Below are 24,572 nucleotides of genomic sequence, written 5' to 3' on the forward strand. Positions count from 1 at the left end.
AGTATATTAGCGGTAAATTTAGCCTAGGAGGGCGATTTCAACCATGCCCCAAATGGACAGTTTTGCGAAGCGTTTGTCGATTGATTGGCAGCGTACTTTAGGGGGAGCAACCAGCTTTAGTTTTTTTCAAAGCTCGGATCCCGACAATTTGGCCCGTTGCACCTCTGATTTTGCAGAACAACAGGGCGCTCCTTTATACATGATAAGCCTCAATAATTTGAGTGCTTACTCCCCCTATAGCTCGCTATTTGCCTTGCTTATTCGCCGTTTTGAACAATCCAACTTAAGTGCAGAAGAGCTTGCGGCCAGCGTGACCGACTTTGTACCGCTGCAGCAAAATTTATGCGCAATGCTTAAAGGCGAACGCTTTGAACGCAGTGAGCTGGTGTTGGTTGATGATCTTTATTTCGAACAACAGTCTATTGAAAAAGCGATTATTGCTTTAGTTGCTAAGTTATTTGTAGAGCCCGCTATTGTGGTGGTTAGTGGTTGGCACTTTGCCTCTGCTTCGGCGATTAAAATGCTGCAAGCCTTGGTGTCTAGTGAACTTAGTATTCCTGTTTTAGTGCTTACTTCTGTTGATACCCAATATGCTCTGGCTAATCGCCAAGACGATGAAGCCTGGGAAGGTTTCTTAGATTGGCTAGATGACACGACATTGTTGCATAACGTACCTACTAGCCAATCACCATTAAAAGTACATTGGCAATATCGAGACTGTGTAAAAAGTGCAGAGTTGTTAGTTGCTGAAAACATAGCATTTATGGCGTGGCCAGAGGCCGAAGTCGCCGCCCGCTTAATGCTAGAAACCACAGATTTAGAAAGCAGTTTAAAAGTAAGACTACAGTTATTCTTGGCAGAAGCGCTGTTGTATCAAGGCGAATTAAATACGGCGGTAACCGAATTAGAACTTCTTCAAGTTTTCCAAGAGTCTTTAAACAATACTTACGACAAGGTGCGCTTGTTAAATTTGCTCAGCGTTACCTTGGTGCAACAGCAAAGTTTTGAAGAAGCAATGCAATGCTCAGAAGCGGCCTTAGAGCTCGCTGGCCAAGCCACTAATGGTCATTTGGTCGCGCAATCCTTATTCGTAAACTTTTATGCTCATGATAAATCGTCTACGCCGCTAAAATTGGCTGAATTTGCCCATTTAGACAGTGAGCTGCAGCAATACAACATGGACTGCTCACGGCTTTATGCCCTGCGTAACTATTACACCTATTTGCGTTTTTACGAAGATTTAGATTCAAGCATTGCTTTAGATTTTACTCAAAAAGCGGTGAAGCTTGCGCGCAGAATTGGTCATCGACAAGGTATTGCAGCTAGTTACCATAGCAAGGGCATTATTTATTCTTATATCAGCCGTTACCACGCCACCTTCCGCTGTTTTGGTATTAGCTCGCGTATTCGAGAAGAGCTTGGTGAAGCCAGTGAGCGGGTACGAATGTATAACGGCACCGGCTACTTTAATACTCTCTTAGAGAAATACCCAGAAGCCCAAGAGCAGTACTTGGCTGCTTACGATATTGCTCGGCATACTGGCGATTACTCAGAGCTGGTAGTGACCTTATATAACTTTGCCTGGTTATATTTTTGCACCCGCGATTACCAACAAGCCTGTGATGTACTGGAGCAGTTAGTAAGAATTTGTCGAATTAGACAAATGACTCACTTCCCCTTTAGAAACCTCTATGACGTATTTAGCTTAAAGGGTTTCTGTCATTCTAAACTCGGCGAGCGTGCTCGCGCCCAGCAATGTTTAGAGCGTATGCAAGGTTTGCCTTTTAAGCCCTCTGGTACCGGCGCATTTTTAAAAGCCTTGTTGCAAGGTGCGCTTGAGGTAGTAGATGGTCGCTTAAATAAAGCTGAAGAGATATTTGAAGCAGCGCCAGCTTTACTTGGTGAAGTGGTCGACATGGACAGCCGCTTGTTGCCGCAGTGCAGCACCGAGTTATTAGAAGTGTATAGCCGCCGCGGTAAATGGGAAGCCTGTGATAGCTTGCTAAACCACAGCTTAGCCATGTGTGAAGTGCTTATATTGCCGCGATTCACCGAGATCTTTAACAGTATTAAAAGCATCATTGATAAGCGTCAAGTATTTTACGCTAAAGACATTGATAGCTATAAGCTTGCGTCAATTCACCTTAATCTTGATGATTTAGTGCGCAGTGCCAAACAAGACACTCAGCTTCGCCAAGTTCAGCAGCGCTTGCGTGAAATGCAATTGATTAGCCGCATGCAATCGTTGCCTGAGCGATTTGATAGCACCGTAGATTTAGCTGTGGAAAGCTTAAAGCTGGTTTGTGGTAACTTCACTGTGCAAGTGGGAATGGTTCACCACTTAGCTAGTGACGAATGGGAAGAATGGGCGCATGTAGGTAAATTGCTAAGCAAAGAGCAAGTTGATCAATACCTAGCGCATGTTAAAGATAACCAGAGTACTTGGATAAACAATAGCTTTAGCTCAAAAGGAGAAGATGGCAAACGAGCCACCTATAACTCGGTTGCCTGCTTACCTATATTTGTAGATGAACATTTATATGGCGCCTTAACCCTTTGTAACTTCAACAGTAATCGTTATTTTGACCGCCAAGACCAAGACACACTTAATTTAATTAGTCGCCAGTTAGGTAGCCAGTTGCAGCAGCTTAAGCACCGAGAAAACCTGCTTAAGATGTCTACCACCGACTCGCTTACCGGGCTGCTAAATCGACAAGCACTGTTAGCGCGTTTAGAGCAAGAGCTGGTGATGTTTGAGCAACAAGCTGGCACTTATCACTGTTCCTTGGCCTATATCGATTTAGATAACTTTAAAATTGTAAACGACTTACTCGGTCATGATGTTGGTGACAAAGTGCTTTCGGCTTTCTCTGCTTTATTAGTGGACACCATGCGCGCTGGCGATATTGTTGCTCGTTGGGGCGGTGATGAGTTTGTCGTGGTTTTCCCCAGTGCCAAACATGACCAAGCAAAGCTTACTGCTGAGCGCTTGTTGGCTAACCTACATAAGAAAAATTATTTTAAAGAGCAGTTACGTGCTTGGGCAGAAAAACCAGAGTTGGTGGACAACTTACCCGATCTTAGTTGCTCAATCGGTATTACCGATTGCGGTGGTGTAGAGCACAATGATTTAAACGAGGACTGGTTACTTAAACAAGCTGACCGAGCCCTATATCGCGCGAAAGCAGAAGGCAAAGGGCGGGTGAGTGTTATGAGTTTAAGCAAAGAGTTTGAGCTGGACTAAATAAAACAGTATTGCGAGAAAGCGCTGGTAAACCCCAGCGCTTTTTTATTGCCTAATATCACTCACACCAAATAAGTGATCAGAAATAACGCAGGCAAAATACTCGAGAATAAGGCAGGATTTTTCGATAAGTAGTTATTCTACAATCAAAAATTTTAACGCAATTATCGAGTATTCTAACCAGATAGAATGAACAGTTACTTGCTACGATTGGTATAACGACTTGCCAAAGCTTGTGACTAGACACTAGAGTGGACTTTCTTGGAAAAGATTTAAGGGATGTAAAGCGTGAAGTTAATTGTAAAGCTGTTGATTTTGGCCGCTGTGGGCTTAGTCATCGCCTGTAGTTCATCAGATAAAGAATACCAAAATAACCATCTTGAGCCGATCGCTAAAAACCCTTTTAAGTTTCTTTATGTTCGATTTTTTGGTGATACTCGTTGGTCTGATCAAGCGGCCGAAGCTTACCGCGTACCACGCCAAGATGTTGATCTAGAGCTACTTAAAGATGAGCACGCAGGTACAAAGGTGACTTGGTTAGGTCATTCTAGTTTCTTAGTACAACTACCAGAGCTGACCTTTCTTACAGATCCGGTTTTTAGTGAACGGGTATCGCCTGTGAGTTTTGCCGGGCCAAAACGCTTAGTTCCACTTACCTTTAAACCAGAAGACCTACCCAGTGTCGATTTTGTAGTGATTTCCCATAATCACTATGATCACTTGGATAAAAAAGCCATTAAGCACTTTGGTAATTCTACTCATTACTTTGTGCCAGAAGGCTTGGGTATTTGGTTTGAAAAAATGGATATTAAACCAAGCAATATTACTGAACTGCCTTGGTGGGGCTCGCAGCAAAAAGGCGATGCCTTAATCACTGCTACGCCTAGCCAACATTGGTCGGCACGTGGCTTGTTTGATCGCAATAAAAGCCACTGGGCGAGTTGGTTAATTGAGTTTAAAGGCAAGCGCTATTGGTTTGCAGGAGATACGGGTTATAACCCCTATGACTTTAAAGAAATAGGTGAGCGAGCGGAAGAAATCGATCTGGCATTTATTCCTATTGGTGCCTATTCACCACGTGGTTTTATGAAAGATCAACACGTTAATGTGCCTGAAGCGATTAAAGTACATCAAGATGTAAAGGCTAAGCTGTCTATTGGCATGCACTGGGGAACTTATCCTCTTACGGCAGAACCGGTAATGGAGCCCGCCGAGTTGTTAGAAGACCTAAGTAGTAAACAAGCCGCGTCGGCACCGTTTATTACAATGAAAATGGGCGAGACCTTGGTGTTAGACTAGCGGCTGTTGATCTTTCGAACAACATTTAGCCGCGAACGGTCAACAGAACCTAGGGTTAAACCGCTAAATTAACCCTAGAACTTAAGCCTAATTTAGTGCTGGTTTATAGGTGTTTCCGGTTAGAGTTAGTGCGTATAGAGCCGAAAGGGCCATTCCGTAGTAATCGTTATTGGCATTTTCATAACCGTTAGCGCCAATGTTCCAAGGCAGGCTGCCATTTAAGGTTTCATCAACCCAATGCTCGGTGTAATTGTTAGCATTGTCTGGATACCAGTTATAGAGCATTGCCGCTACTGCAAATCCTCCAGAGAAAGAACGGCCGTTATAACCAGCGGAGTCACCGGTCGATTGGGAAATATCTGCTTTAATATCGGTAATGTCGCCATTATTGGAGTTGTTTACCAAGTCGTTGATTAAACGACGAGTCCAGTTTTGCGATTCACTGGTTCCATACCAGGCATAGTCCATGGTTACTCGCCAAGGAATGCGAGAGGCATCTGAGCCATAGTTAGTGCTTCTGCCAGTTACCGCGCTTCCATCTAACTTCATCCAGTCAGGAACAAAGGTTTTATCACCATTTGGGCCTGCTTTTTGTTTGTCGAGTAACTTGCTGTAAAGATCGCGTGCGGCCGAATTCCAGCGGTCATTGGCATTTTTTACCGAGCTGTCTACCGAAGCCACTTCAGCAAAGTAGCGGAAAAATGCGGGTATAGAATAAGAAGCATCGATTTCATCTTTACACGGGTCGAAATTAGATTTTTGATAAGGTTTTACCACCCAGGTGCCGCCATCATCGGCGCACCAATGTAACCAGTTATCGTGCAGCTCATTAACTATGTGAATCGCCTCTGCGCGATAATCAATATCTGGGTTGTCCCATTTATCAGCGGCAACAAACAGTGCCATGGCGATATCAATATCACCATCAGTGGCTGGGCCACCGCCACCTGCACCAAAACAGGTTTGGTTTTGGCCAACAATGCCATAACAAATTTGGTTGGTTACTGGAGAGGCATTACCCCAAACTAACCAAGGCATTAAATCAGCATTGTTATCATCCAAGGCTTTTCGATAAAATCGGAACAGTTTGTCGAAACGAGTTTTGTCGTCACCGTAGGCGGTAACTAGCATACCGTAACCCATTCCTTCAGAGGCCGTTGCGTAAGCATCTTTACTTACATTGCCGCTACCATCGCGTAGTGCTCCGCCCGAACCCCACTTTACACGCGCCATATTGGTACCGGCATCAACGATGTAGTTATCTACAAAGCGGTTATATATGGTGTTTAGCTCTGATGCGTTAATGGCTGTGTTGTTGGGGAGCAAAATACCGCCCCAATATCCAGAGTTCGCTAAATTCTGTTTAGTTAATGCCGCACTGGCCGAAAAACTGGCGCAACTTAACATTAATGCCGAACTGATTAATGCACAGCTGAGCAAGGGGCGCGTAGTTGAAAAAACTGTCATTGTTCATCCTTACAATTGATCATTATTATTTTTGTTAGCGCTAACAGTCATAGTTTATATTTTGTGCTGATCAAAAAGTGTTCAGGATGCGCTTTGGTCTTAGTGAATGTGATCTAGATGTGTGACATTGGTTGATAGTAATTTGTTAAGTTGTTGATAAAAAAGGATTGATTTATTTCATGGCGTTTGCTGCTTTTGAGAGGCTGGAAGCTATTTGCTAAAAAATAGCTACTTAGCTTGTGAAAAAAAATAATTGTTCGCTTCGTCTTATAAGGGATTTTTTACTTAAAAATCGGTTTATATCACAGCCATCTTTATACCTAATCATAATGATTGCCTATACCTGAACTGCTTGTTAGTATTTGTTTTTCAAGATGAACAGAGCGAAGTGAAAATGGATTTGAACGAACTGAACCATGGACAAAGAAGCCGACTAGCTTTTATTGATTTTAGCCTAGAGTACTTTGGCGAAGTGAGTCGTGCCGACTTAATTAGTCGATTTAAAACCGGCCTTGCAGCTGCAACTCGTGATTTAGCCAGTTATAAGCAACTTGCACCTAATAATGCTTTTTTAGACCATAAGGCGCGCAGGTATTTGCGCAGAGATAAATTCTCTCCTTTGTTTTCTCATAATCCAGAAGCGATCTTAACGGGGCTGTCTCATGGCTTTGGTGATGGCTTGTCGTTTCCTCTAGAGCCCAGCGATACCTGCTTTGATGCGGTGAGGTTGGTGCACCCAAAGGCCGATTATATTGCCTCGATTATGCGCGCTATTCATCACCGCGTGCCGCTAAAATGCAGCTACCTGTCTATATCGTCTGGCGAAAGCAGCCGAGAAATAGTGCCTCACAGTTTAGTGAACAATGGTCACCGTTGGCATGTTAGAGCTTTTGACAGAGTAAGTGGGAGCTTTAGAGATTTTGTATGTACTCGCTTTACCCAACTCGAAGTGCTCGATCAGTCAATTGCTACGCTAGAAGCTCGTGATTATGACAAACAGTGGAATCACATTGTGGAGTTGGAGCTGGTGGCTCATCCAAGTTTGCAGTACCCACAGGCTATTGAACTTGATTATGCGATGCATGAAGGGGGACTTAAACTTGAAGTACGCGCCGCGCTGGCGGGGTATTTGTTACGCCAATGGAATGTTGATTGTTCAAAACAACACAGTTTGAGTGGTGGTGAATATCAATTAGCCTTAAAAGACAGCAAGGTATTGGCAAATGTATCTGGCTTAAGTATTGCGCCAGGTTGGCAGTCAGAGGATTAACAAGAACGATGAGAGCAAGCTTACGCAGTCATATTATTAAGATTTGCCAAAGTAAAATTGACGCTAAGGGCAGTAATGTAGGTTTGTCTTTCTATGCGTTTTTTGCCAATAAAAATGATAATCCCGAGCTGCTAATGGAAGCTGCCAGGTGGTGGATTGAAACTCATCAGCTCGATCATTTCGAAAAAGCGCATAAAATTAAAGCTTTAGTTGAGTCTGAGAATTAACGCTCACTTGTAGGCTTGTATTTCGGCTCTCTACTGCTGTTTTTCTAGTGGAGAGTTCGGCTTGAATGTGGATTATTTAACCACTACAATAGCGAACTTTTATTGTTTGATAGAAGGTTGTGGTGCCAAAAGGCGTCATAAGTAGTTAAATGTTTCGCTCCGCTGTAACAGAAAAAACGCTGTTAAGTTTTTCTAGTTTTTCCTCCTTTTTGTTCGCTTTACTCGGTATCAGCCTTGGTTTTTGGGCCGGTTCTTTAGTGATTGTATTTGATGGTGCCTATTCACTGGTGAGCCTAGCTTTAACGCTAGTTTCGCTGGGCTCCCTAGCGCTTAGAAAACACCCTGTATTTGAAGAGCAGCCCAATAAAGCATTAATGATAGAGCCTGCGGTGGTAGCCTTCAAAGGCTTAGCTATTAGTGCTATGTGTTTGTTTTCATTTGGATCTGCAGTTTTGGCTATAGTAAATGGGGGCCGCGATGTGGATACCGGTTTAGCTTTGGTGTTCGGGCTGCTTAATGTTGTTGGTTGTGTCGCGACTTACCTGATACTAACAAAAGCCAGTAAACAGTCTTTGCTACTGGATGCAGAAGCGAAACAATGGTTAATGGACAGTGTGATAAGCGGGGCGGTATTGGTCGGTTTTGTGGTGGCTATGCTATTAAGCAAAAGCGCCTATGCTGCATTTGCTGTTTACGCCGATCCGGCAATGGTGATTATTGCCTCAGCATATTTCGTTTGGGTACCGCTTAAAATGACCTTACGAGCGCTAAATCAGCTAAACAGTATTAGAAAGCTTGAATTTAGTTATTAGCTGGAAGCGAGCTGTTAATATTTGGCGAATCGAGAGCAAAAAGGCGTAAAGTAAAAATTTACGCCTTTTTTGTTTGGCTTAGTTGCTGTAGCAGCTATCCCAATCGCCGTAGTTTGCGTCACCGGCAAGAACTTGCAACTCAACGTCACCTAGTACTTTAACAATGGCGGCATTGGCCAGCTCGATCACCGCATCTAACTCTGCTTGCTCGGTGAAAAAGTTAATCGCTACATGGTACTGTTCGTTAAAGTAGGCGATAAACAACTCCCAGCCTTGCTGTTGTTGGGTATTGGCTAGCTCAGCATCTACTTCATCAAATTTTTCAATGTCTGCTACAAAACGGATTTCGGCACAGGTTTGTGCGAAAGGCCCAATCGCCATCTTTTTTAGGTGGCGGGCTTTATGGTGGCTTTTAACTTGTGGTTTGGCTAAATCAGGAACAGAGATAACAGTCATTTTAAGTACCTAGTGGAAAATAGTAATTGGATTCAGCTAGGCAACATTTTTATGCCAAGCTGTTTGAGCGCGAGCTTAGTCTAGCTGCTGCATTGGCGCAAGCTAAAGCTGAGAGTCTAGCTATTTTTGTACTAGCATAAATCACTGTACATCAAAGCTTACAGTCAAGTTTTGCCAATTGAGCTTGCTTTGCCTGAGATGGGTTAATATTAGACGGTGCTAGCGAAAAAGTTGTCAGTTTGAGCCGCTGCGCTAGGCAAGACAGATGCAAGCATACTGGTAGCTACCAAACATACTTTTTGGTGTTGTTGCGGGTATGAGTTGTCGCGCTCTTTTTCGTTTTTTTGAACTTCTATTGTTTTTAAGTATTCACGTTCTCGCGTGACTCCCACCTAAGGCCACTGGCCTTAGGTTTTTTTTGTCTGCAGTTTGCTGCTTAATGATAAGCAGCAAAGATGTAACTAGCGCTGCTCATCATCGAACTGTTTGATCAGTACCGAAGTATCGGCGAGAGAATAGCCACGTTGTTGTAACTTGGCGTATTCATTATCAACTTGCTTGGCTAATGGTAAGGCAACGCCCAGTTTGTCGGCTTCATCAAAGCATATTGCTAAGTCTTTTCTCATCCAATCAATGGCAAAGCCAAAGTCAAACTCATTGGCTGTCATGCTGCTAGCTCGATTACTCAGTTGCCAGCTTCCTGCTGCGCCATGCTGCAGCACTTCCACTACTTTGTTTATATCTAGCTTAGTGGCTTCTGCTAGTTTTAAGGCCTCGGATAAACCTTGTAAGATTCCAGTGATGCAAAGTTGATTAACCATTTTACAGCGCTGGCCATAGCCTACCGGCCCGATTAAATTAACGGCTTTGGCATAGCAATCAAAAACAGCTGCTACTTTGCTTAAAGTGGACTGCTCTCCACCTACCATTACTGTTAGGCAGCCATTAATGGCGCCGGCCTCACCACCAGATACCGGCGCATCAAGAAATTCAAGTTGATGGGCTTTGGCTGCACTATCTAGCTCACTGGCAATTTCTGCCGAGGCAGTGGTATGGTCAACTAAAATGCTACCTGGTTTTGCAGCGCCAATAATGCCCTGTTCACCAAGATAAACCTGCTGCAGATCTTGATCGTTGCCTACACAGCTTAAAATAACATCTGCTTGGCTAGCGGCTTCCGCTGGGGTAAATGCTTGTTTACCTTGGTACTTGGCTAGCCATTTTTTAGCGGTGGCATCGGTGCGGTTATAAACCACCACTTGGTAGCCTTGCTGGCTTAAGTGACCAGCCATAGGGAAGCCCATTGTTCCTAAGCCTATAAACGCAACGGTAATTGAAGATGATGTCATAACGGTTGTCCTTAACAAGTCGAACTAAGTGCAGCAACCCGTGCTGAATTATTAACGATAGTTGCATTGAACTAGTTCATTGGCAATTGTTTGGGCGTTAATTGAAGCTTTACCTAAAAATTGACTTATTTTGCTGGTTCAATCTGGGTTCTTAGGCGCTCATAAGCGAAAGACCGTAAGTCTTTTTCGTTGTTAGCCATTAAGAGCTGAACTTTAACAGATGCATACTAAGTTCAAGTAATAGATTACGATTGGTGATCATTGAGTCCCAGGATATAAACACTAGCGTTAACCCACTACCTAGAACTATCCAGCGCCATCGATAAATACAGGTATCTTGGCCAGTAAAACACTTGTGCAAAAAGAACATACCAGCAAAGAGTAATACGAGAAAACACCAGTAATAAGCAACATCGTATGCTTCTGACGCTGACATTGCTAAGGTTTGATGGCAAAACGCCAGCAAAAAAATGAGAGAGTTAAACAGAGCTGGAACTTGAAATAGGGTTCTTTGAAAGGCTTCGCTAATAAAGTATTGCGATTGCTTGGCGACAATATTCTGTTCTAAGTAAACTAAGTCTGAGTCTAGCTTTAGAGTAGTTTGTAATTTACTTATTTGGGGAATTAGCTGGTCAACAATGTATTGCCAACGTACAAATATTTGTCTTAGTTTGCTCAGATGAATGCTATCAACAATGTATAAAGCAAAGGGAAGGAAAATGACCGCAAACATTCCTGCTGGCTCTGATACTTGGGTAAGCAGTAATCCAAAAAGAGCAATCTTAATATAGGTGATTCGAGTGAGCGCAAGTTTGTCACTGACAATATCAACACGGGCTTGAAGCAAATAGTTTGTAAGAAACTCTAGCTGTATCTTTTCTTTGCACATAGAGCCTCCTTTTGAGGTAATAGAGCTAATTGTAGTTACTAATCGTCTGCTGGGTAGCAATAAATAGTGCGGCTCTATGGCAGAATCTTTTGAACAGTAGTTATTCACGAAATATCATGCAGATAGCTTTATCCTGCTAATTGTAAATAAGGGAGTGAGCGTAGGTTTGCTAGATACATTACTGCTAGGTTTTAATCCAAAAGCTCGACCTCTATATCTTGAAATTGCTCGGTGCATCGAGAATGCCATCTTAAAGGGGCAGCTAGCCTATCAAGATAAATTACCAGCGCATCGAACTCTCGCCAGTGAAATTGGCAGCAGTGCGGTAACGGTGCGACAGGCTTACCAAGAATTAGAAAGCAAAGCGCTGCTAAGCTCTGGGGTTGGCAAGGGTACTTTCGTTTCTTTTAACGTAAATCTTAGTGCTGGCATTAAAGGGCGTACTCAAAATGAGTTCAACCTTTCCTTGGTTACACCGTTAAATGGCCCCTTACTTAAGCCTATAAGTGCTCAGTTAAGCGCGCTTGCCAATGCCGACTTAAGTGCCTATTGCGACTATGAAGCGGATGCAGGTAACCCAGAGCAGTTGGCGATTCTGCATCAATGGCTGCAAGCTCAAGGCATTGATTGTGAACAGAGCCAAGTGATTGCCTGCCATGATGCCCAGCATGCTTTATTGGTTGCAGTATTGGCCTGTACTCAAGTAGGGGATAGGGTTGCAGTAGAAAGCTTGTGTTATCCGGGGATCCTCTCGGTGCTCCGCCAAACTGGCAGAATACCTGTGCCAGTGGCGCTTGATGAGCAGGGTTTAGTGCCTAACTCTTTAGAACGGCTGCATGAGAAACAAACTATACGGGCGTTAATGCTGGTGGCTTCGTGTCAAAACCCAACAGGAACGGTAATGCCGAATCAGCGGCGTGAGCAACTGGCTAAGGTGGTTAAACGCTGCGCTATTCAAGTGATAGATGACGATATTTATGGCTTTTTGGCTGCAGAAGAAATTAAACCCTTTTTTCATTTTGCCCCGCAGCAAAGCATTTATCTAACGAGTTTGTCTAAGTGTATATCGCCGAGCTTACGTTTGGGGTTATTAGTGGTGCCTAAAAGTAGTAGTGACGATTATATTAACTTGGTAAGAACAACGGTTTGGTTGCCTTCGCCCTTACTTATGCAGCTAGCTTGTCAGTTAATTAGCAGTGGAGCTGTAGCCAAAATAACCCAATGGCAGAAGCGTCAAGCCTTGGCGCGACAGAATTTGGCAAAAAATATACTCAGAGAACTAGAGTTTGTTAATCAGTATCAGGCTGAGCATAGCGCCTACCATCTGTGGCTATATTTGCCACATGGCTGGACAAGCCAAGCCTTTTTAGAGGTGATGCTCAGCCATCATATTCATCTGAGCGGTGAGCAACATTTTAGTGTTGAAGGAGAACAACGACCAGCGGTGCGTATAAGCTTAATGGCAACGCAAAGTTTATCTGATCTAAAACATGCGCTGGGCTTAATTCGCGATGTTCTGCTGCGACGTACTTAAGTTACTCGTGGGCTTTTTGATAGGCTTTCCCCCAGCCACAGAGCAAATCTAAAGCTGGGTTTAATTGCTCGGCTAAAGCGGTTGGGGTGTACTCAACCCTTGGTGGCACTTCGGCAAATACTTTGCGTTCTATCAGCTTATCTTTTTCTAAATCACGCAGTTGTTGGGTTAAGGTTTTTTGAGTGATTTTGGGGATCTCTCGTTTGAGTTCACCAAAACGCAGCGTTTTACCACGTAGTTGATACAAGATAATCACCTTCCATTTACCACCAATTACTTCAATGGCGGTCGAAACAGGGCATTCATGCTTTTGCTCTGTCAAAGAAACTTCACAATTTTTTTCTGGGCTAGAAGCCGCTGAATCCAACATTAGGCACCTCGAGGAAACTAAATATCTAATTAGTGCGTACTTGTAGTTCGCTAAAAGCGTTCTTATAGTTACCAAAAGATACTATGTTTCGTTTGGATACAAAAGTTATATCGATTGGCCAAGCGCATATTTGTTAATTTATACAAGGAATCACTCGATGTCAGCCATTTATAAGCCGAATCAAACCATTGAACTGATAAGTTTCAAGCTTTGCCCCTTTGTGCAACGCTCGGTGATTACTTTATTACACAAAGGTATCGAATTTGAGATTAAGTATATTGATTTGGCCAACAAACCAGACTGGTTTTTGGCGCTATCTCCTTTAGGCAAAGTGCCGGTGCTTAAGTACGGCGAGGATGTCTTGTTCGAGTCTGCGGTGATAAACGAATTCTTGGATGAAATTACCGAAGGTTCTTTAATGCCAAGTGACCCTCTACAAAAAGCCAAAGATCGCGCATGGATAGAGTTTTCAAGCCAAGTATTAATGGCGCAGTATCAAACCTCATTAGCCAAAAATCAGGATGACTTTGCTCAAGCAGAAGCTGGGCTAAACGACAAGCTCTCGCGTCTAGAAGCTTTAACCAGTGATAAGGGCTTTTTTAATGGCGAAGACTTAGCCTTAATCGACACCGCATTAGCGCCATTGTTTACCCGTTTTGCGGCGATAGAAAGCTTGTTTGAGCGCGACTTACTTGCAAACTTTCCCAAGCTAAAGGCGCTAGGGCAACGCTTGCTAGCCTTGCCGGAAGTATCGGGCTCGGTAGTTGAGAACTTTAACTCACTGTTTGCCGATTACTTAGGTAATGCCGAGAGTTGGCTTACTAAGTAGCTCGCTAAAACGTTTGTTTATTACTTTTAATGATCTTAAAGGATAAAGATATGTCTCTAAGCCAACTGTTTACACCAATCAAACTGGGCGATATAGAACTGAAACATCGTGTTGTTATGGCGCCGCTTACGCGTTCTCGTTCTGCCCAACCGGGCGACTACCCTCATGAGCTTAATGTGGAATACTATTCACAGCGAGCGAGTGCTGCTCTTATTATTAGTGAAGCTACGCAAGTGTCACCTCAGGCTAAGGGTTATGCTTTTACGCCAGGTATTCATAGCGAGCAACAAATTGCCGGTTGGAAAATAATTACTGACGCTGTGCACGCCAAGGGCGGAAAAATTGTGCTGCAACTTTGGCATGTTGGCCGTATTTCTCATTCGGTTATTCAAAAAAATGGTGAATTGCCGGTTGCGCCGTCGGCGATAGCCGCAGAAGGACAAGCCTTTACTGAACAGGGATTTTTAGATTTTGAAACGCCACGAGCGCTTGAAACAGAAGAAATAGCGTCAATAGTTGAGCAGTTTAGACAAGGCGCTATTAACGCTAAAAAGGCCGGATTTGATGGGGTAGAAATTCATGCTGCCAATGGCTATTTACTGGATCAGTTTCTCAAAGACGGAACCAACCAGCGTGACGACATCTATGGTGGTTCAATAGAAAATCGAGCGCGCTTAAGCTTGGAAGTTACCCAAGCAGTGACCGAGGTATGGGGAGCGGGTAGAGTGGGGATTAGAATCTCGCCAACCGGCACCTTTAACTCGATGTCTGATAGCAATCCTCAAGCTTTGTTCAACTACTTGGTTGAGCAGCTTAGCCCCATGAAGCTTGCTTACCTCCACGTAGTAGAGAATTTTGCTGGAGCAAGCAGCGAAGGTTTCGACTTCACTCAGTTGCGCAGCCGCTTCGAGGGCGCATACATGGCAAATGGTGGTTATAGCGCTAACAGTGCAGAACAAGCCATTGCAGAAGATCGCGCCGACCTCGTCTCGTTTGGTTCTCCGTTCATTGCCAACCCTGATTTACCCGAGCGCTTTAAACAAGGTGCCGAGTTGAATGAGTTAGACCAAGACACTTTATATGGTGGTGGAGCGAAAGGTTATACCGATTACCCCTTTCTAATGAGTGTAAGCTCTTAAGTTTTCATTTCTTTGCGAAAAAGCTGAAGCAAGAAATGTTTGTGCAAGTCCACAATTCCCTGTGGTGTTTGGCCTCGCGTGCGAGGCCTTTTTTTGTGTTATTGAATCGAGCGATAGGCTTGTTGAAAACCATTAAGAATCACTGGAAATGCAGTTTGTTGTTGGCTGCTTTTAACAATGTAAGCCACCGACATTACTTGGCTACTTTGTAAATCTTCTATTAGTTTTTTATCCGCTACAACATTTACTTCACACAGCTTTTTATCGCAGTTTGTAATGGGCAGATGTAAAGGTTTTTGTTCATCTATTTTTAAACCAATTCCCTTTTTGGGGTCTGCTTTGGCACTAATTCTAATTTTTAGAATAGGTTGTTCACTGTGATCAAAATAGCTTATGCCTGCGATTACATCCGCTGCATCTCCTTGCTGCTTCATCACCATTTGGGTAATAACACAAGGTTTTCCTACAGGGCATTTTACTGTCCAAGCTTCAAAGTCTTCAGCATAGCTAGAAAAAGATATTAAAGCAGAGCACAGAATTAAGATTAGATATTTCATCAGTTTTCCATAACAAAAAAAGGGAGCTATATGCTCCCTTGTTTAGAACATCAATCTTATGCTGGCAATAGAGTTGATGGCGCAGATTTGCTGCGCTTGCGAGAGCCTAGCAACAATACTACTGCGACTAACACCAATAACCAAGTGCTAGGCTCTGGTACTGAAGCACCCGGCCCAGGAACAAACTCTACGATTGGCAGTTGGCGCATTGTCACATTGCCGTCTTCGGTAAAGGTTAGCCCTGTAACAAAAGCAGTGGTGTCTGTTGGATCTACTTCGTTACTAATATCGATACCAGTAACGCGGAAACGGTCAACGCCATCAATACCAAAGTCATAGGCGGTTCCTGCTGCAACATTAGCAACTTGCTCCCATTCAACACCATTCCAAAGCCAAATAAAGAACATATCGTCATCAAAACCAATCGGTAAGGTAACTGTACGGATGTTTGGACCTTGGTCAACGATGTAGTCGTAACCCACGGCAACGTCTGGATCAATAAACACTTGTTCATTAGCATTTACATTGAAATCGAATGACCAACCGCCATCTACAACTACTGGCATAATTGGGTTCTCTGGCGTAGCGCCAGGTAATGCGCCTTCGCGTATCGCAAAGCGCCAAACACCGTCTTCGCCAGTATTTGAGCTAGATACTAAGTCTAAAATGTCTTCACTGAATGAGCCCGGCAATGCAAAAAAGTTTTCGCCGTCTCCTGCGTCATAGCCAGCTTGAGCAGGTGTGCCGCCTAAGCCATTTTCACCGTCAGACGCGTCACCGGTGGTCCACTCTAGCTTGTCGTAACGGAACTCTACGTCAAAGTTGCCTGCGCCAGTGTCAGAGCGGTCAATCAGTACAGCCTGAAAGCTGTTTGATTTGTCGCTATTCTCGTCGTAGTAGCCAACGTTGTTCCAAGTCACTGCAACTACACCGTCACTAGGACTACCAACGTATACTTCACCACAGCTGTCACAACCAGTATCTACATCTGCCCAAAATGGCGCGATTATTGGCTGTTCAGCGATAGGGAACGAGATTGGGGTATAACCAGATAACGAACTTTCAAAAGTAATGTTGCCGTTATTGTTTATGAAAAACTGATCATAGCTGTTACCGAAATAATTGATTTCGAACGGTAGGTCTAGTTGATTAGAAGAACCATCATCGTTTCTGTCCATCGCCAGTTCGCCATAACCGGCATCGCCGCCAAATCCACTTAACATAGTGGCTTGAGCTGCAAAGGAGCCTAGTAGTAGGCTGGCTGTTGTAAATAACGCCAAAGATGTCTTTTGCACAAATATATTCCTTTAAAGTGGTACAAAGATGTTTAGTTAAGCTAATGTTTTATAATAATATTTTCGGAACGACTAATTGCAAAAATCAAGCCTATCCAAACTAGTCTTTGTAATTCATAAGCTTATGCTCGATTGGTTGGACCTCTATAGTAGGAGTTGTAAAGTTTATCGACATAAAAGTTTATAAATACAATGCTTGATAAACCTCGGTAAGGTATCAGTTGCTTGTAACCCGCTTTGTTGCTAAATTCGCCAGCCAATTTTCTACCGTTTGGTGCTATGCGTTTATTAAAGTCTACTGTTCACCCTGATCTTAGTTCCCTTGATGGAAAGGTTTTAGAGCGACTTGCTGCAAGAGCTATTGTGCTGAAGGGGGAGGAGATTTTGTTAATGTATACCGAGCGTTATCATGATTACACCTTGCCTGGCGGCGGTGTTGACCAAGGCGAAAACCTGATTGAAGGTTTAAAGCGGGAGCTGAGTGAAGAAACTGGTGCACAAAATGTGCGCGATATTCAGCCCTTTGGCTGCTATGAAGAATATCGCCCCTGGTATAAAGATGATGCTGATTACATGCATATGCTGTCCTATTGCTACTTGTGCAAAATTGATGATGAACTTGCCGAAAATGCCTTAGAAGACTACGAAATCAACAATGGAATGAAGCCCGTCTGGTTGAATATTCATAGCGCTATCGCCCATAACCTAGAGACTATTGCCAGCAACCCGAAAGCGGGTATGTCGGTTGAGCGCGAGACTTTTTTACTGCAAAAAGTGGTGGCGGAATGTTTGATCAACTCGCCACTTAAACAGGCAGTTTAAGTTCGCGCCACCAAAAATACTGATAGAGCTTTCTCTGGTCGCCACTTGGTGTCGATGCTAAAGCCTTGCTGTTGAAAGCTATTCAGCAGTTCTTGCTCGGTAAACACTCTTACTAAAGGCATCAGGCCTAGTGCTTTACCAATTGGGCCAATTAGCTTAAAAAATTTCATTCTGTCGCCTAAACAAGGGGTGCTACTGATTAGTACTCCACCTGGTTTTAGCCAACTCTTTATGGTCGCTATAACGGTTTCTTTGTCTTCCAGTAGGTGAATTAGGTTAAGTGCAAAGACAATGTCTACCGGTTCATCTACCACTAGCTCTTCGACCGTTGCTTGCTGAAAACTTAGATTTTCTATTTGCTGTTCTTGGCGTTTTCGCTCTGCAATATCTAACATTGCGGCTGAGATATCGGTGGCGAGAATGTGTTTTAGATAAGGGGCATGTAGTAATGCGGTTGAGCCGGTACCACAGCCCACTTCAATGGCCGTAGCATCTTTAGAAAAGTACTCGCGGCTAAGTGCTAGTTTTTTCTCATAGCTGGGAATATCTGAAATAGCGCGCTTAGCGTAAGAGCTAGCATGTTTGTCCCAAAACTTATTGCGAGTATCCATCAACATTTTCCCTAATGAGTTGCGTTTAGCGCTGATTGAGTGAATAGTAATCATGCTTAAAACAGGTAGCAATAATCAATAATGCATCTTAGGTATACGTATTTGTATGGATAGGCGTTCTATAAATTTTGATTGGAATAGGGCTCGGGCTTTTTTGGTCACCGCTGAAGAGGGCTCTTTATCTGCAGCTGCACGAGCATTAGCCATGACTCAGCCTACTTTAAGTCGCCAAGTGGCGGCCTTAGAGCAAGAGCTAGGGGTTTCCTTGTTCGAGCGAGTAGGAGGCAGGCTAAGCCTTACTGCCAGTGGCGTAGAGTTATTGGCACATGTTCAAGCCATGGGCCAAGCGGCGAACAACTTGTCTTTATCTGCTTCTGGTAGGGCAGAAGCGATTGAAGGTGATGTATGCATTTCGGCTTCGGAGGCCGTGGCAGCTTTTGTTCTGCCGAGTATTGTTGAGAAGCTACGGTTACACGCCCCAGGTGTGCGGGTAGAGATTATTGCCAGCAATGATTCTAGCGACCTGTTACGCCGAGAAGCAGATATTGCCATTCGGGCATATCAACCTACCGAATTGGAGTTAATTGCCCGCCGCGTAGCGGATATTGATGTGCATTTATATGCGGCTAAAAGCTACTTAGCTAAGTGGCCACAACCACGCACTATTCAAAGTCTTGCCGATGCAAAATTTCTCGCATTTGATAAAAACGATGAGTTGATCAATGAGCTGGCGAAGTTAGGTTTCTCGCTTAAACAAAGTAACTTTCCGGCGGTAGTGAGCAACCATTTAGTCCAGTGGGAGCTGGTGAAACAGGGCGTTGGCATTGGCTTTATGTTAGAACAAGTAGGCGACAGCGAGCCCTTGGTCGAGCGCGCTTTTCCTTCTCTAGCTGCAATCCCTACACAATCTTGGCTGGTGGTTCATCGAGAGCTAAATACCAGCCGACGACTGCGTATGGTGTATGACTTTTTGGCCGAGCAGCTAAGCTAGTTGTAACTGTATACTTTCACTTAGTTGCTGTTCTACACAATTGGCTTCTTCGCCGCTTCGGTCAATCACCAAAAAGTCGCTAGTTTGCTGCAAGCTAATTAAGGGGTGATGCCATACCCCGCTGTGGTAGTTAACGCCTTGGTCAGGCTGTGCCCAAAAGGCGCAAATGCTATCTTCATCTAGCTCACCAGGTTTTGCCACCACTACCACGTAGGGGCGTTGGGACAAGGGCATAAATAGCTGGCTGCCATAAGGATGGTGTTCCAGCATATCTATAGCTAGTGGCAGCTGAAAGGCTTGACCGCGAAATATCGAGACAATCAGCTTGGCTTGGCTGCCACTGGCTTGTAATTCGGCCAAGTCGTGGAAGCGACTGGTGGTTCCACCATTGATTGCAAAAGGCGAGACTCTGTCGCAGGCCACCACATCACCAAAGGGCGCAAAGGCTGCTTGAGTAAGCGGCTGTAAGCTGAGTTTTTTCATTGCCATTCCTTAAGCTGATTTACCCCATAAGCGCAGGCGACTGATGCCGCCATCGGGATAAATATTCACTCGAATATGCGTGATGGTGCCAAGCGAGTTTAGCTCGTTAAAGTGATGGTCATTGTCGGCGCTAAGTGACTTAGCAGGCAATAACTCTTGCCAAAACATACTTTGGCTGATCAAGCTTAAATCGTTAGGATCTTGAATATTGGCTGCCTGTATCGACAGTTTGTCGGGGAAGTTACCTTTAAAGTGAGTGGTGGCCACTTCAATTTTATCAACCTCGCCAGCTTGGCCTAAAGCAATAATGCACCAATCGTTACCCGGCTCTCGGCGGCGGCGGGTTTCCCAGCCATCGCCCATATTAACGCCTTTGCCTGGCGCAAGCAGATTACTGGGCGTACCGTAATGCGCATCATTGTATCCAATGACTCTGCCACCATTTTTAAGGGCAACTAGATCAATGCTTTGCTCATTTGAATGTTGTGGGATGGGATGGCCAAATACCCGTAAACGGGCAATGCCACCATCGGGGAAAATATTAATTTTTAGATGACTAATCGGCTGCTCAGTGTCTACTGCAAAAAAGTGGTGGTTATCGGCACTTAAAGCACTGGCAGAGAGAATACTGTGCCATTGGGTATCACTTGGTGGTGTATCTTGCTCACAGTAGCAAGCTTCAACACTGGCCGCTGGGGCAAAATTACCGGTAAAAAAGCTAGTGTCTAGTTGTAGTCCTTTAACCTTACCTGCAACCCCTAGTTTTACGATGCACCAGTCGTGGCCTGCATCACGACGGCGGCGGCTTTCCCACCCGTCCATCCATTTACCGTTATCATCATATTTGTCTGGGTAAAACAGAGCGGGCAAGTGGTTAAGCATGCGTTCGGCTTTGGCAAAAAAATCGTCACTTACTGCGATGATTTGGCTGCCTAAACGGTTGTCGGCTAAGTTCACACACTGTTGGCTAAAGGCTGGCGCATCGGCGGCGGCTGGGGCAGTTATGGCTTGGCTCATAGTTATCCTTAAATTTGTTGAGAGAATGCGCTAATTGGCTCATCGTCTACTTGTTTGGTTCAATTGTTTCACTGCTGCTTAGTTATTTCCCTTGTTGGGTTCTTAAAGTAACAGTGAGGTAAATGTTTAGTGGTGAGCTTCTAGCTCATCAAGTAATTGATAATTATTGCTGACTTGGTTGCTATGGGTTTGAGCTGAATGCGCTAAGTAATCGTAGACCTTGTTGCTTAAATGGGCGAGCAAGCTCATCGGTGCGGCATAGCTGTCTAAGGCAGAGTGATTGCTCATCGGGCAGACCAATAATTGGCTCACTTGAGTGCGATAGCACTGGCCACTTTGGTCGGTAATTAACAGGCAATTAAGGTTTTGTAACTGCTCTATAAGTGCCGTAAACAATTTGGGTCTGCGGCGGATACCTATCACTATCACTAAGTCTTTATCGCCCAGTTGCGCGAGCTCTTCACCAATGCTTTGACCCGGAACCGGCAGCAAATACACTTGTTTGCGACACTGCATCAATTGCTGGCGAAAGTGCAAAGCCAGTGGATAGCTGTTGCGATAGCCAATAATGGTTATCCGTTTGGCTTGGCTAATTTGCTTCACTAAAGCATCGCAATCAATCTGTTCTAGCTGCTTAAATACCTGGCTAATGGCGGCTAAATCGCTGTGTTCACTAGTATCGCTCGCTTCACTGGTTAACAGTGGTTGTCCCCATTCGCGCTCTTGGCGAAGCTCGTCACAGACTTGTTGATGATCTTGGTAACCCAGTTGACGGAAAAAACGGCTCACACTGGCTTTGGAGACTTGGCAAGCGCTAGCAATTTCGGCGGTTGATTGAATCAATACTTTATCGGGATGATGCTGCAAGTAATCTGCAACTACCCGTGCTTTGGCCGAAAGCTGCGGATAGTGTTCAACAATACGTTGGTTAAATGCACAGGCCGATTTTGTCATGATTACTTAAGGTCCTTTTAATTTCATTATTGCTTACAGCTTATAACACTGCAGAAATAAAGCTTTGTAACTCGGTGGTTTGTGGCTGAGCAAATACCTGTTTGCTGTCGCCGGTTTCCCACACCTTTCCTTGGTGCATAAAGACCACTCTATCACCAACGTCGCGAGCAAAGTTCATTTCGTGGGTGACTAAAACTAGCGTCATGCCTTCGGCGGCCAGTTGTTCAAGTACTTTGAGTACTTCACCTACCAGCTCAGGGTCGAGGGCCGAGGTGATTTCGTCACACAGCAATACTTTAGGCGACATAGCCAAAGAGCGAGCAATGGCCACGCGTTGTTGCTGGCCGCCCGACATGCTTGTGGGGTATTGATCAAACTTGTCGGCTAAACCCACTTTTTCTAGCACTTCTTTTGCTAGCTCGTGACATTCTTGCTGACTTTTACCCAGTACTAACTTGGGCGCTAACATAATGTTTTCGCCAGCGGTCATATGGGGGAAGAGGTTAAAGTTTTGAAACACCATGCCTACACTACGGCTAAGTAGCCTAAGCTGTTTTTCGTCTTCGCTTACCGCTTGTTTATCTACAATAATGGCACCACTTTGAAAGGGTTCTAAGCCATTAATGCAACGCAATAGGGTGCTTTTTCCAGAACCGCTGCGGCCAATAATAGAGATAACTTCGCCAGCCTTTATCTTTAAGTCTATGCCTTTTAGCACATGGTGTTGGCCGTAATACTTATGAATTTGTTCAATACTAACCAGTGACATTGAGCTTCTTCTCCAAATGCTTGCTGTATAAAGACAGCGGGAAACACAACAAAAAGTACAGCGCTGCCACTAAGGCAAACACTTTAAAGGGTTGGAAGGTGGCATTGTTAAGCATGGTGCCGGCTTTAGTTAACTCTACAAAACCAATAATGGATGTGAGTGCAGTGCCTTTCACCACTTGCACCGAAAAGCCTACGGTAGGAGCGATGGCTACGGTCAGTGCTTGCGGCAAAATAACGTAGCGCATGGTTTGAAAGAAGCTCAAACCCAAGGTGCGAGAGGCTTCCCATTGGCCCTTGGGTAAAGATTCAATACAGCCGCGCCAAATCTCACATAAAAAGGCACTGGTGAACAAAGTTAAACCAATGATGGCAGCGCTCCAAGCGCTCACATCAATGCCAATTAGCGACAAACCAAAGAAGGTAACAAACAACTGCATTAACAGAGGTGTGCCTTGAAACAGTTCTACATAGCCTTTAACGAAGGCGCTTAATACGGGGTTTTTGCTTATGCGCATAAAGGTTAGCAGTAGGGCAACTAAGCCACCGCTGGCAAAGGCAATGAGTGATAACAAGACCGTCCAACGCGCTGCCAGTAGCAGGTTGCGTAAGATGTCCCAATCGGTAAATTGCATCATATTAAACTACTCCTACAATGCAGGGTTTTTGAAAAGGCGACGTGCGGCCAGCTCAAACAGTTGGCGCATGGCTATGGCTAGCAGCAAATAAATCAGTGCGGTGAGCAAGTAAGATTCAAAGCTTAAAAAGTTGCGCGACTGAATAAAGTTGGCTGAGAACGTGAGCTCTTCGACAGAGATTTGCGAGACCACCGCCGAGCCCAGCATCACGATAATGCATTGGCTAACTAAGGCCGGATAGATACGTTGAAACGCAGTGGGTAATACTATGCGGCTAAAAATGTGCCAGTGGCTTAAGCCTAAGGTTTTACCCGCTTCCCACTGGCCTTTAGGGGTGGCTTCTATACCTGCACGAATAATCTCGGTGAGGTAGGCGCCTAGGTTAATCACCATGGCCAAGCAGCCCGCTTGCCAAGCACTTAGTTTTACCCCCAAGGCTGGCAAGCCAAAAAAGATGAAGAATAACTGCACAATAAACGGTGTATTGCGAATCACTTCTACATAGGCGCTTATGAGCCAGCGCAACCAAGCTTTATTACTTATTTTACCTGCAGCCCCAGCAGTACCGAGCAAGATCCCAGCAAAGGTTGAATACAAGGTGAGCTCGGCAGTGGTGAGTAAGCCCTTGGCAAGCTCAGGCATGTAGGGCAGTAAGCCACTAAAGTCTAGTTGGTAGCTCATGGCGCGCTCCTTTAGTACAACTCTTTAGGTAACGATGTTTTAAACCATGCAAGCGAGAGTTTCTCTAACTCACCACTTTGTTTTGCTTTAGCAATTAGCTCGTTTACTTTGGCAACCAGTGCTGGCTCGCCTTTAAGTACACCTACATAACATGGTGAGTTTTTAAGTAAGAACTTAGTCTCTGGCTTACGGTTTGGAACGCGTTTGGCAATTTCTGTGGCAACTAAATTACCGGTGGCAATAAGCTCTACTTGGCCTGATAAGTAAGCTGACAGGGTGGTGTTATTGTCTTCAAAACGTTTAATGGTGGTAGAACTATCCACCAATTTGCTTAACTCTATGTCTTCTACCGCGCCACGGGTAACACCAACGGTTTTTCCTGCCAGTTGCTCCGCAGAATCAACGCTAACCTCAGCGGCGCCAAATACACCAAGGAAAAATGGTGCATATGCATCACTAAAGTCGATGGCTTTTTCACGCTCGGCGTTTTTACCTAGGCTAGAAATAACCAAATCAACCTTGCGGGTTTGTAAGTAAGGAATGCGGTTAGCGCTGGTTACTGGCACTAATTCTAGTTTTACATCCAGTTGCTCTGCTAGGTAGCGAGCCATATCAATGTCATAACCCATGGGTTGCAAATCACTCCCCACCGAGCCAAACGGAGGGAAATCTTGTGGCACGGCTACTTTTAATACGCCGCGCTCCATTAAAGTAGCTAGTTGGTCGGCATGGCTTACGGTGCTGCTTAGAGCGCAAAGTAAAATGGCTGCGCTAGCAAATAGTTTTTTGAAGGTATACATAAAGCTTCCTTAGCGAGTTTACTTGTTGTGAAACGAATGAATCTTTTATTTTTTATCTGCAACGTACGAG

25 protein-coding genes are annotated in these 24,572 nt (G+C 44.4%); 10 read left to right on the top strand and 15 right to left on the bottom strand.

Annotation, left to right across the window (positions count from 1 at the left end; translation table 11 throughout):
• Window positions 1–43: 43 nt before the first annotated feature.
• Window positions 44–3,244 carry a diguanylate cyclase gene (locus tag LQZ07_RS08945; RefSeq protein ID WP_152779509.1) on the top strand — a complete coding sequence of 1,067 codons (3,201 nt, stop codon included), beginning with the start codon at window positions 44–46 and terminating at the stop codon, window positions 3,242–3,244.
• A gap of 288 nt (window positions 3,245–3,532) precedes the next feature.
• On the top strand, window positions 3,533–4,543 hold the full coding sequence (locus LQZ07_RS08950) for an MBL fold metallo-hydrolase (protein WP_152779507.1): 1,011 nt from the start codon (window positions 3,533–3,535) through the stop codon (window positions 4,541–4,543).
• 87 nt (window positions 4,544–4,630) lie between these two features.
• Here LQZ07_RS08950 and LQZ07_RS08955 read toward each other — a convergent pair whose 3' ends face one another.
• Complete coding sequence (locus tag LQZ07_RS08955; protein ID WP_040307403.1) at window positions 4,631–6,010, bottom strand: glycosyl hydrolase family 8; 1,380 nt, start codon at window positions 6,008–6,010, stop codon at window positions 4,631–4,633.
• Between the two features lie 394 nt (window positions 6,011–6,404).
• On the opposite strand from LQZ07_RS08955, the gene LQZ07_RS08960 reads away from it, so the two are divergent.
• The 3 genes from LQZ07_RS08960 to LQZ07_RS08970 all read left to right on the top strand — a co-directional run bounded on the left by LQZ07_RS08960 (window position 6,405) and on the right by LQZ07_RS08970 (window position 8,319).
• Window positions 6,405–7,280 carry a WYL domain-containing protein gene (locus tag LQZ07_RS08960; protein WP_194164049.1) on the top strand — a complete coding sequence of 292 codons (876 nt, stop codon included), beginning with the start codon at window positions 6,405–6,407 and terminating at the stop codon, window positions 7,278–7,280.
• An 8-nt stretch (window positions 7,281–7,288) separates the two neighbouring features.
• The gene (locus tag LQZ07_RS08965) at window positions 7,289–7,507 is read left to right on the top strand and encodes a DUF6500 family protein (RefSeq protein WP_152779503.1); all 219 of its coding nucleotides are present in this window, start codon (window positions 7,289–7,291) and stop codon (window positions 7,505–7,507) included.
• A 149-nt stretch (window positions 7,508–7,656) separates the two neighbouring features.
• A complete protein-coding gene (locus LQZ07_RS08970; protein ID WP_152779501.1) occupies window positions 7,657–8,319 on the top strand; it encodes a cation transporter in 663 nt (220 codons plus the stop codon).
• Window positions 8,320–8,397: 78 nt separating this feature from the next.
• Here the strand turns inward: LQZ07_RS08970 and LQZ07_RS08975 are convergent, their stop codons facing one another.
• From LQZ07_RS08975 to LQZ07_RS08985, 3 genes are all read right to left on the bottom strand, one after another.
• Window positions 8,398–8,775, bottom strand: coding sequence for a hypothetical protein (locus LQZ07_RS08975; protein WP_016402760.1), 378 nt, complete (start codon window positions 8,773–8,775; stop codon window positions 8,398–8,400).
• Between the two features lie 461 nt (window positions 8,776–9,236).
• Window positions 9,237–10,124 (bottom strand): NAD(P)-dependent oxidoreductase, encoded by an 888-nt coding sequence (locus tag LQZ07_RS08980; RefSeq protein ID WP_152779499.1) that lies wholly within the window; start codon window positions 10,122–10,124, stop codon window positions 9,237–9,239.
• Window positions 10,125–10,323: 199 nt separating this feature from the next.
• On the bottom strand, window positions 10,324–11,013 hold the full coding sequence (locus LQZ07_RS08985; RefSeq protein ID WP_152779497.1) for a hypothetical protein: 690 nt from the start codon (window positions 11,011–11,013) through the stop codon (window positions 10,324–10,326).
• 166 nt (window positions 11,014–11,179) lie between these two features.
• Here LQZ07_RS08985 and LQZ07_RS08990 point away from each other — a divergent pair, with 166 nt between their 5' ends.
• A complete protein-coding gene (locus LQZ07_RS08990) occupies window positions 11,180–12,547 on the top strand; it encodes a PLP-dependent aminotransferase family protein (protein ID WP_152779495.1) in 1,368 nt (455 codons plus the stop codon).
• Between the two features lies 1 nt (window position 12,548).
• Here the strand turns inward: LQZ07_RS08990 and LQZ07_RS08995 are convergent, their stop codons facing one another.
• A complete protein-coding gene (locus LQZ07_RS08995) occupies window positions 12,549–12,917 on the bottom strand; it encodes a helix-turn-helix domain-containing protein (RefSeq protein WP_152779493.1) in 369 nt (122 codons plus the stop codon).
• Between the two features lie 157 nt (window positions 12,918–13,074).
• Here LQZ07_RS08995 and LQZ07_RS09000 point away from each other — a divergent pair, with 157 nt between their 5' ends.
• On the top strand, window positions 13,075–13,746 hold the full coding sequence (locus tag LQZ07_RS09000) for a glutathione S-transferase family protein (RefSeq protein ID WP_152779491.1): 672 nt from the start codon (window positions 13,075–13,077) through the stop codon (window positions 13,744–13,746).
• A 50-nt stretch (window positions 13,747–13,796) separates the two neighbouring features.
• Entirely contained in the window at window positions 13,797–14,885 is a 1,089-nt protein-coding gene (locus tag LQZ07_RS09005; protein ID WP_152779489.1) for an alkene reductase, read from the top strand.
• A 98-nt stretch (window positions 14,886–14,983) separates the two neighbouring features.
• Here the strand turns inward: LQZ07_RS09005 and LQZ07_RS09010 are convergent, their stop codons facing one another.
• Together LQZ07_RS09010 and LQZ07_RS09015 are read right to left on the bottom strand one after the other, a co-directional pair.
• On the bottom strand, window positions 14,984–15,442 hold the full coding sequence (locus tag LQZ07_RS09010; protein ID WP_152779487.1) for an invasion associated locus B family protein: 459 nt from the start codon (window positions 15,440–15,442) through the stop codon (window positions 14,984–14,986).
• 56 nt (window positions 15,443–15,498) lie between these two features.
• Window positions 15,499–16,737, bottom strand: coding sequence for a nidogen-like domain-containing protein (locus LQZ07_RS09015; protein ID WP_249483610.1), 1,239 nt, complete (start codon window positions 16,735–16,737; stop codon window positions 15,499–15,501).
• 279 nt (window positions 16,738–17,016) lie between these two features.
• Between LQZ07_RS09015 and LQZ07_RS09020 the strand changes: the two genes are divergently transcribed.
• A complete protein-coding gene (locus LQZ07_RS09020) occupies window positions 17,017–17,559 on the top strand; it encodes an NUDIX hydrolase (RefSeq protein ID WP_152779485.1) in 543 nt (180 codons plus the stop codon).
• On the opposite strand, the gene LQZ07_RS09025 is transcribed toward LQZ07_RS09020, so the two are convergent.
• A complete protein-coding gene (locus LQZ07_RS09025; protein WP_152779483.1) occupies window positions 17,556–18,170 on the bottom strand; it encodes a bifunctional 2-polyprenyl-6-hydroxyphenol methylase/3-demethylubiquinol 3-O-methyltransferase UbiG in 615 nt (204 codons plus the stop codon). The two genes, LQZ07_RS09020 and LQZ07_RS09025, sit on opposite strands and share 4 nt — an antisense overlap.
• A 106-nt stretch (window positions 18,171–18,276) precedes the next feature.
• Between LQZ07_RS09025 and LQZ07_RS09030 the strand changes: the two genes are divergently transcribed.
• A complete protein-coding gene (locus LQZ07_RS09030; protein WP_152779481.1) occupies window positions 18,277–19,161 on the top strand; it encodes a LysR family transcriptional regulator in 885 nt (294 codons plus the stop codon).
• Here LQZ07_RS09030 and LQZ07_RS09035 read toward each other — a convergent pair.
• The 7 genes from LQZ07_RS09035 to LQZ07_RS09065 all read right to left on the bottom strand — a co-directional run bounded on the left by LQZ07_RS09035 (window position 19,153) and on the right by LQZ07_RS09065 (window position 24,502).
• Entirely contained in the window at window positions 19,153–19,644 is a 492-nt protein-coding gene (locus tag LQZ07_RS09035) for an ureidoglycolate lyase (RefSeq protein WP_152779480.1), read from the bottom strand. The genes LQZ07_RS09030 and LQZ07_RS09035 overlap by 9 nt on opposite strands.
• Before the next feature lie 9 nt (window positions 19,645–19,653).
• The gene (alc, locus tag LQZ07_RS09040; protein WP_152779478.1) at window positions 19,654–20,661 is read right to left on the bottom strand and encodes an allantoicase; all 1,008 of its coding nucleotides are present in this window, start codon (window positions 20,659–20,661) and stop codon (window positions 19,654–19,656) included.
• Between the two features lie 126 nt (window positions 20,662–20,787).
• Entirely contained in the window at window positions 20,788–21,615 is an 828-nt protein-coding gene (locus LQZ07_RS09045) for a MurR/RpiR family transcriptional regulator (RefSeq protein ID WP_152779476.1), read from the bottom strand.
• A 40-nt stretch (window positions 21,616–21,655) separates the two neighbouring features.
• A complete protein-coding gene (locus LQZ07_RS09050) occupies window positions 21,656–22,384 on the bottom strand; it encodes an amino acid ABC transporter ATP-binding protein (protein WP_152779474.1) in 729 nt (242 codons plus the stop codon).
• Window positions 22,371–23,021 carry an amino acid ABC transporter permease gene (locus tag LQZ07_RS09055; protein WP_016402774.1) on the bottom strand — a complete coding sequence of 217 codons (651 nt, stop codon included), beginning with the start codon at window positions 23,019–23,021 and terminating at the stop codon, window positions 22,371–22,373. Before LQZ07_RS09055 ends, LQZ07_RS09050 begins: the two co-directional genes overlap by 14 nt.
• 12 nt (window positions 23,022–23,033) lie before the next feature.
• Window positions 23,034–23,702: an amino acid ABC transporter permease gene (locus LQZ07_RS09060; protein WP_016402775.1), complete on the bottom strand. Its 669-nt coding sequence runs from the start codon at window positions 23,700–23,702 to the stop codon at window positions 23,034–23,036.
• A gap of 11 nt (window positions 23,703–23,713) precedes the next feature.
• A complete protein-coding gene (locus tag LQZ07_RS09065; RefSeq protein WP_016402776.1) occupies window positions 23,714–24,502 on the bottom strand; it encodes a transporter substrate-binding domain-containing protein in 789 nt (262 codons plus the stop codon).
• Window positions 24,503–24,572: the final 70 nt, after the last annotated feature.

Source organism: Agarivorans sp. B2Z047 (assembly GCF_023373605.1).
Classification (GTDB): Bacteria; Pseudomonadota; Gammaproteobacteria; order Enterobacterales; family Celerinatantimonadaceae; genus Agarivorans; species Agarivorans albus.

Bases quoted from the DNA above. Each gene is read 5' to 3' on its own strand.
- LQZ07_RS09045 (WP_152779476.1), bottom strand. From the start codon at position 21,615: ATGACAAAATCGGCCTGTGCATTTAACCAACGTATTGTTGAACACTAT.
- LQZ07_RS08985 (WP_152779497.1), bottom strand. From the start codon at position 11,013: ATGTGCAAAGAAAAGATACAGCTAGAGTTTCTTACAAACTATTTGCTT.
- LQZ07_RS09005 (WP_152779489.1), top strand. From the start codon at position 13,797: ATGTCTCTAAGCCAACTGTTTACACCAATCAAACTGGGCGATATAGAA.
- LQZ07_RS09060 (WP_016402775.1), bottom strand. From the start codon at position 23,702: ATGAGCTACCAACTAGACTTTAGTGGCTTACTGCCCTACATGCCTGAG.
- LQZ07_RS09050 (WP_152779474.1), bottom strand. From the start codon at position 22,384: ATGTCACTGGTTAGTATTGAACAAATTCATAAGTATTACGGCCAACAC.
- LQZ07_RS08965 (WP_152779503.1), top strand. From the start codon at position 7,289: ATGAGAGCAAGCTTACGCAGTCATATTATTAAGATTTGCCAAAGTAAA.
- LQZ07_RS08970 (WP_152779501.1), top strand. From the start codon at position 7,657: ATGTTTCGCTCCGCTGTAACAGAAAAAACGCTGTTAAGTTTTTCTAGT.
- LQZ07_RS09020 (WP_152779485.1), top strand. From the start codon at position 17,017: ATGCGTTTATTAAAGTCTACTGTTCACCCTGATCTTAGTTCCCTTGAT.
- alc (WP_152779478.1), bottom strand. From the start codon at position 20,661: ATGAGCCAAGCCATAACTGCCCCAGCCGCCGCCGATGCGCCAGCCTTT.
- LQZ07_RS09030 (WP_152779481.1), top strand. From the start codon at position 18,277: ATGGATAGGCGTTCTATAAATTTTGATTGGAATAGGGCTCGGGCTTTT.
- LQZ07_RS08945 (WP_152779509.1), top strand. From the start codon at position 44: ATGCCCCAAATGGACAGTTTTGCGAAGCGTTTGTCGATTGATTGGCAG.
- LQZ07_RS08980 (WP_152779499.1), bottom strand. From the start codon at position 10,124: ATGACATCATCTTCAATTACCGTTGCGTTTATAGGCTTAGGAACAATG.
- LQZ07_RS09055 (WP_016402774.1), bottom strand. From the start codon at position 23,021: ATGATGCAATTTACCGATTGGGACATCTTACGCAACCTGCTACTGGCA.
- LQZ07_RS08955 (WP_040307403.1), bottom strand. From the start codon at position 6,010: ATGACAGTTTTTTCAACTACGCGCCCCTTGCTCAGCTGTGCATTAATC.
- LQZ07_RS08975 (WP_016402760.1), bottom strand. From the start codon at position 8,775: ATGACTGTTATCTCTGTTCCTGATTTAGCCAAACCACAAGTTAAAAGC.
- LQZ07_RS08960 (WP_194164049.1), top strand. From the start codon at position 6,405: ATGGATTTGAACGAACTGAACCATGGACAAAGAAGCCGACTAGCTTTT.
- LQZ07_RS09035 (WP_152779480.1), bottom strand. From the start codon at position 19,644: ATGAAAAAACTCAGCTTACAGCCGCTTACTCAAGCAGCCTTTGCGCCC.
- LQZ07_RS09000 (WP_152779491.1), top strand. From the start codon at position 13,075: ATGTCAGCCATTTATAAGCCGAATCAAACCATTGAACTGATAAGTTTC.
- LQZ07_RS09010 (WP_152779487.1), bottom strand. From the start codon at position 15,442: ATGAAATATCTAATCTTAATTCTGTGCTCTGCTTTAATATCTTTTTCT.
- LQZ07_RS09065 (WP_016402776.1), bottom strand. From the start codon at position 24,502: ATGTATACCTTCAAAAAACTATTTGCTAGCGCAGCCATTTTACTTTGC.
- LQZ07_RS09025 (WP_152779483.1), bottom strand. From the start codon at position 18,170: ATGGATACTCGCAATAAGTTTTGGGACAAACATGCTAGCTCTTACGCT.
- LQZ07_RS08995 (WP_152779493.1), bottom strand. From the start codon at position 12,917: ATGTTGGATTCAGCGGCTTCTAGCCCAGAAAAAAATTGTGAAGTTTCT.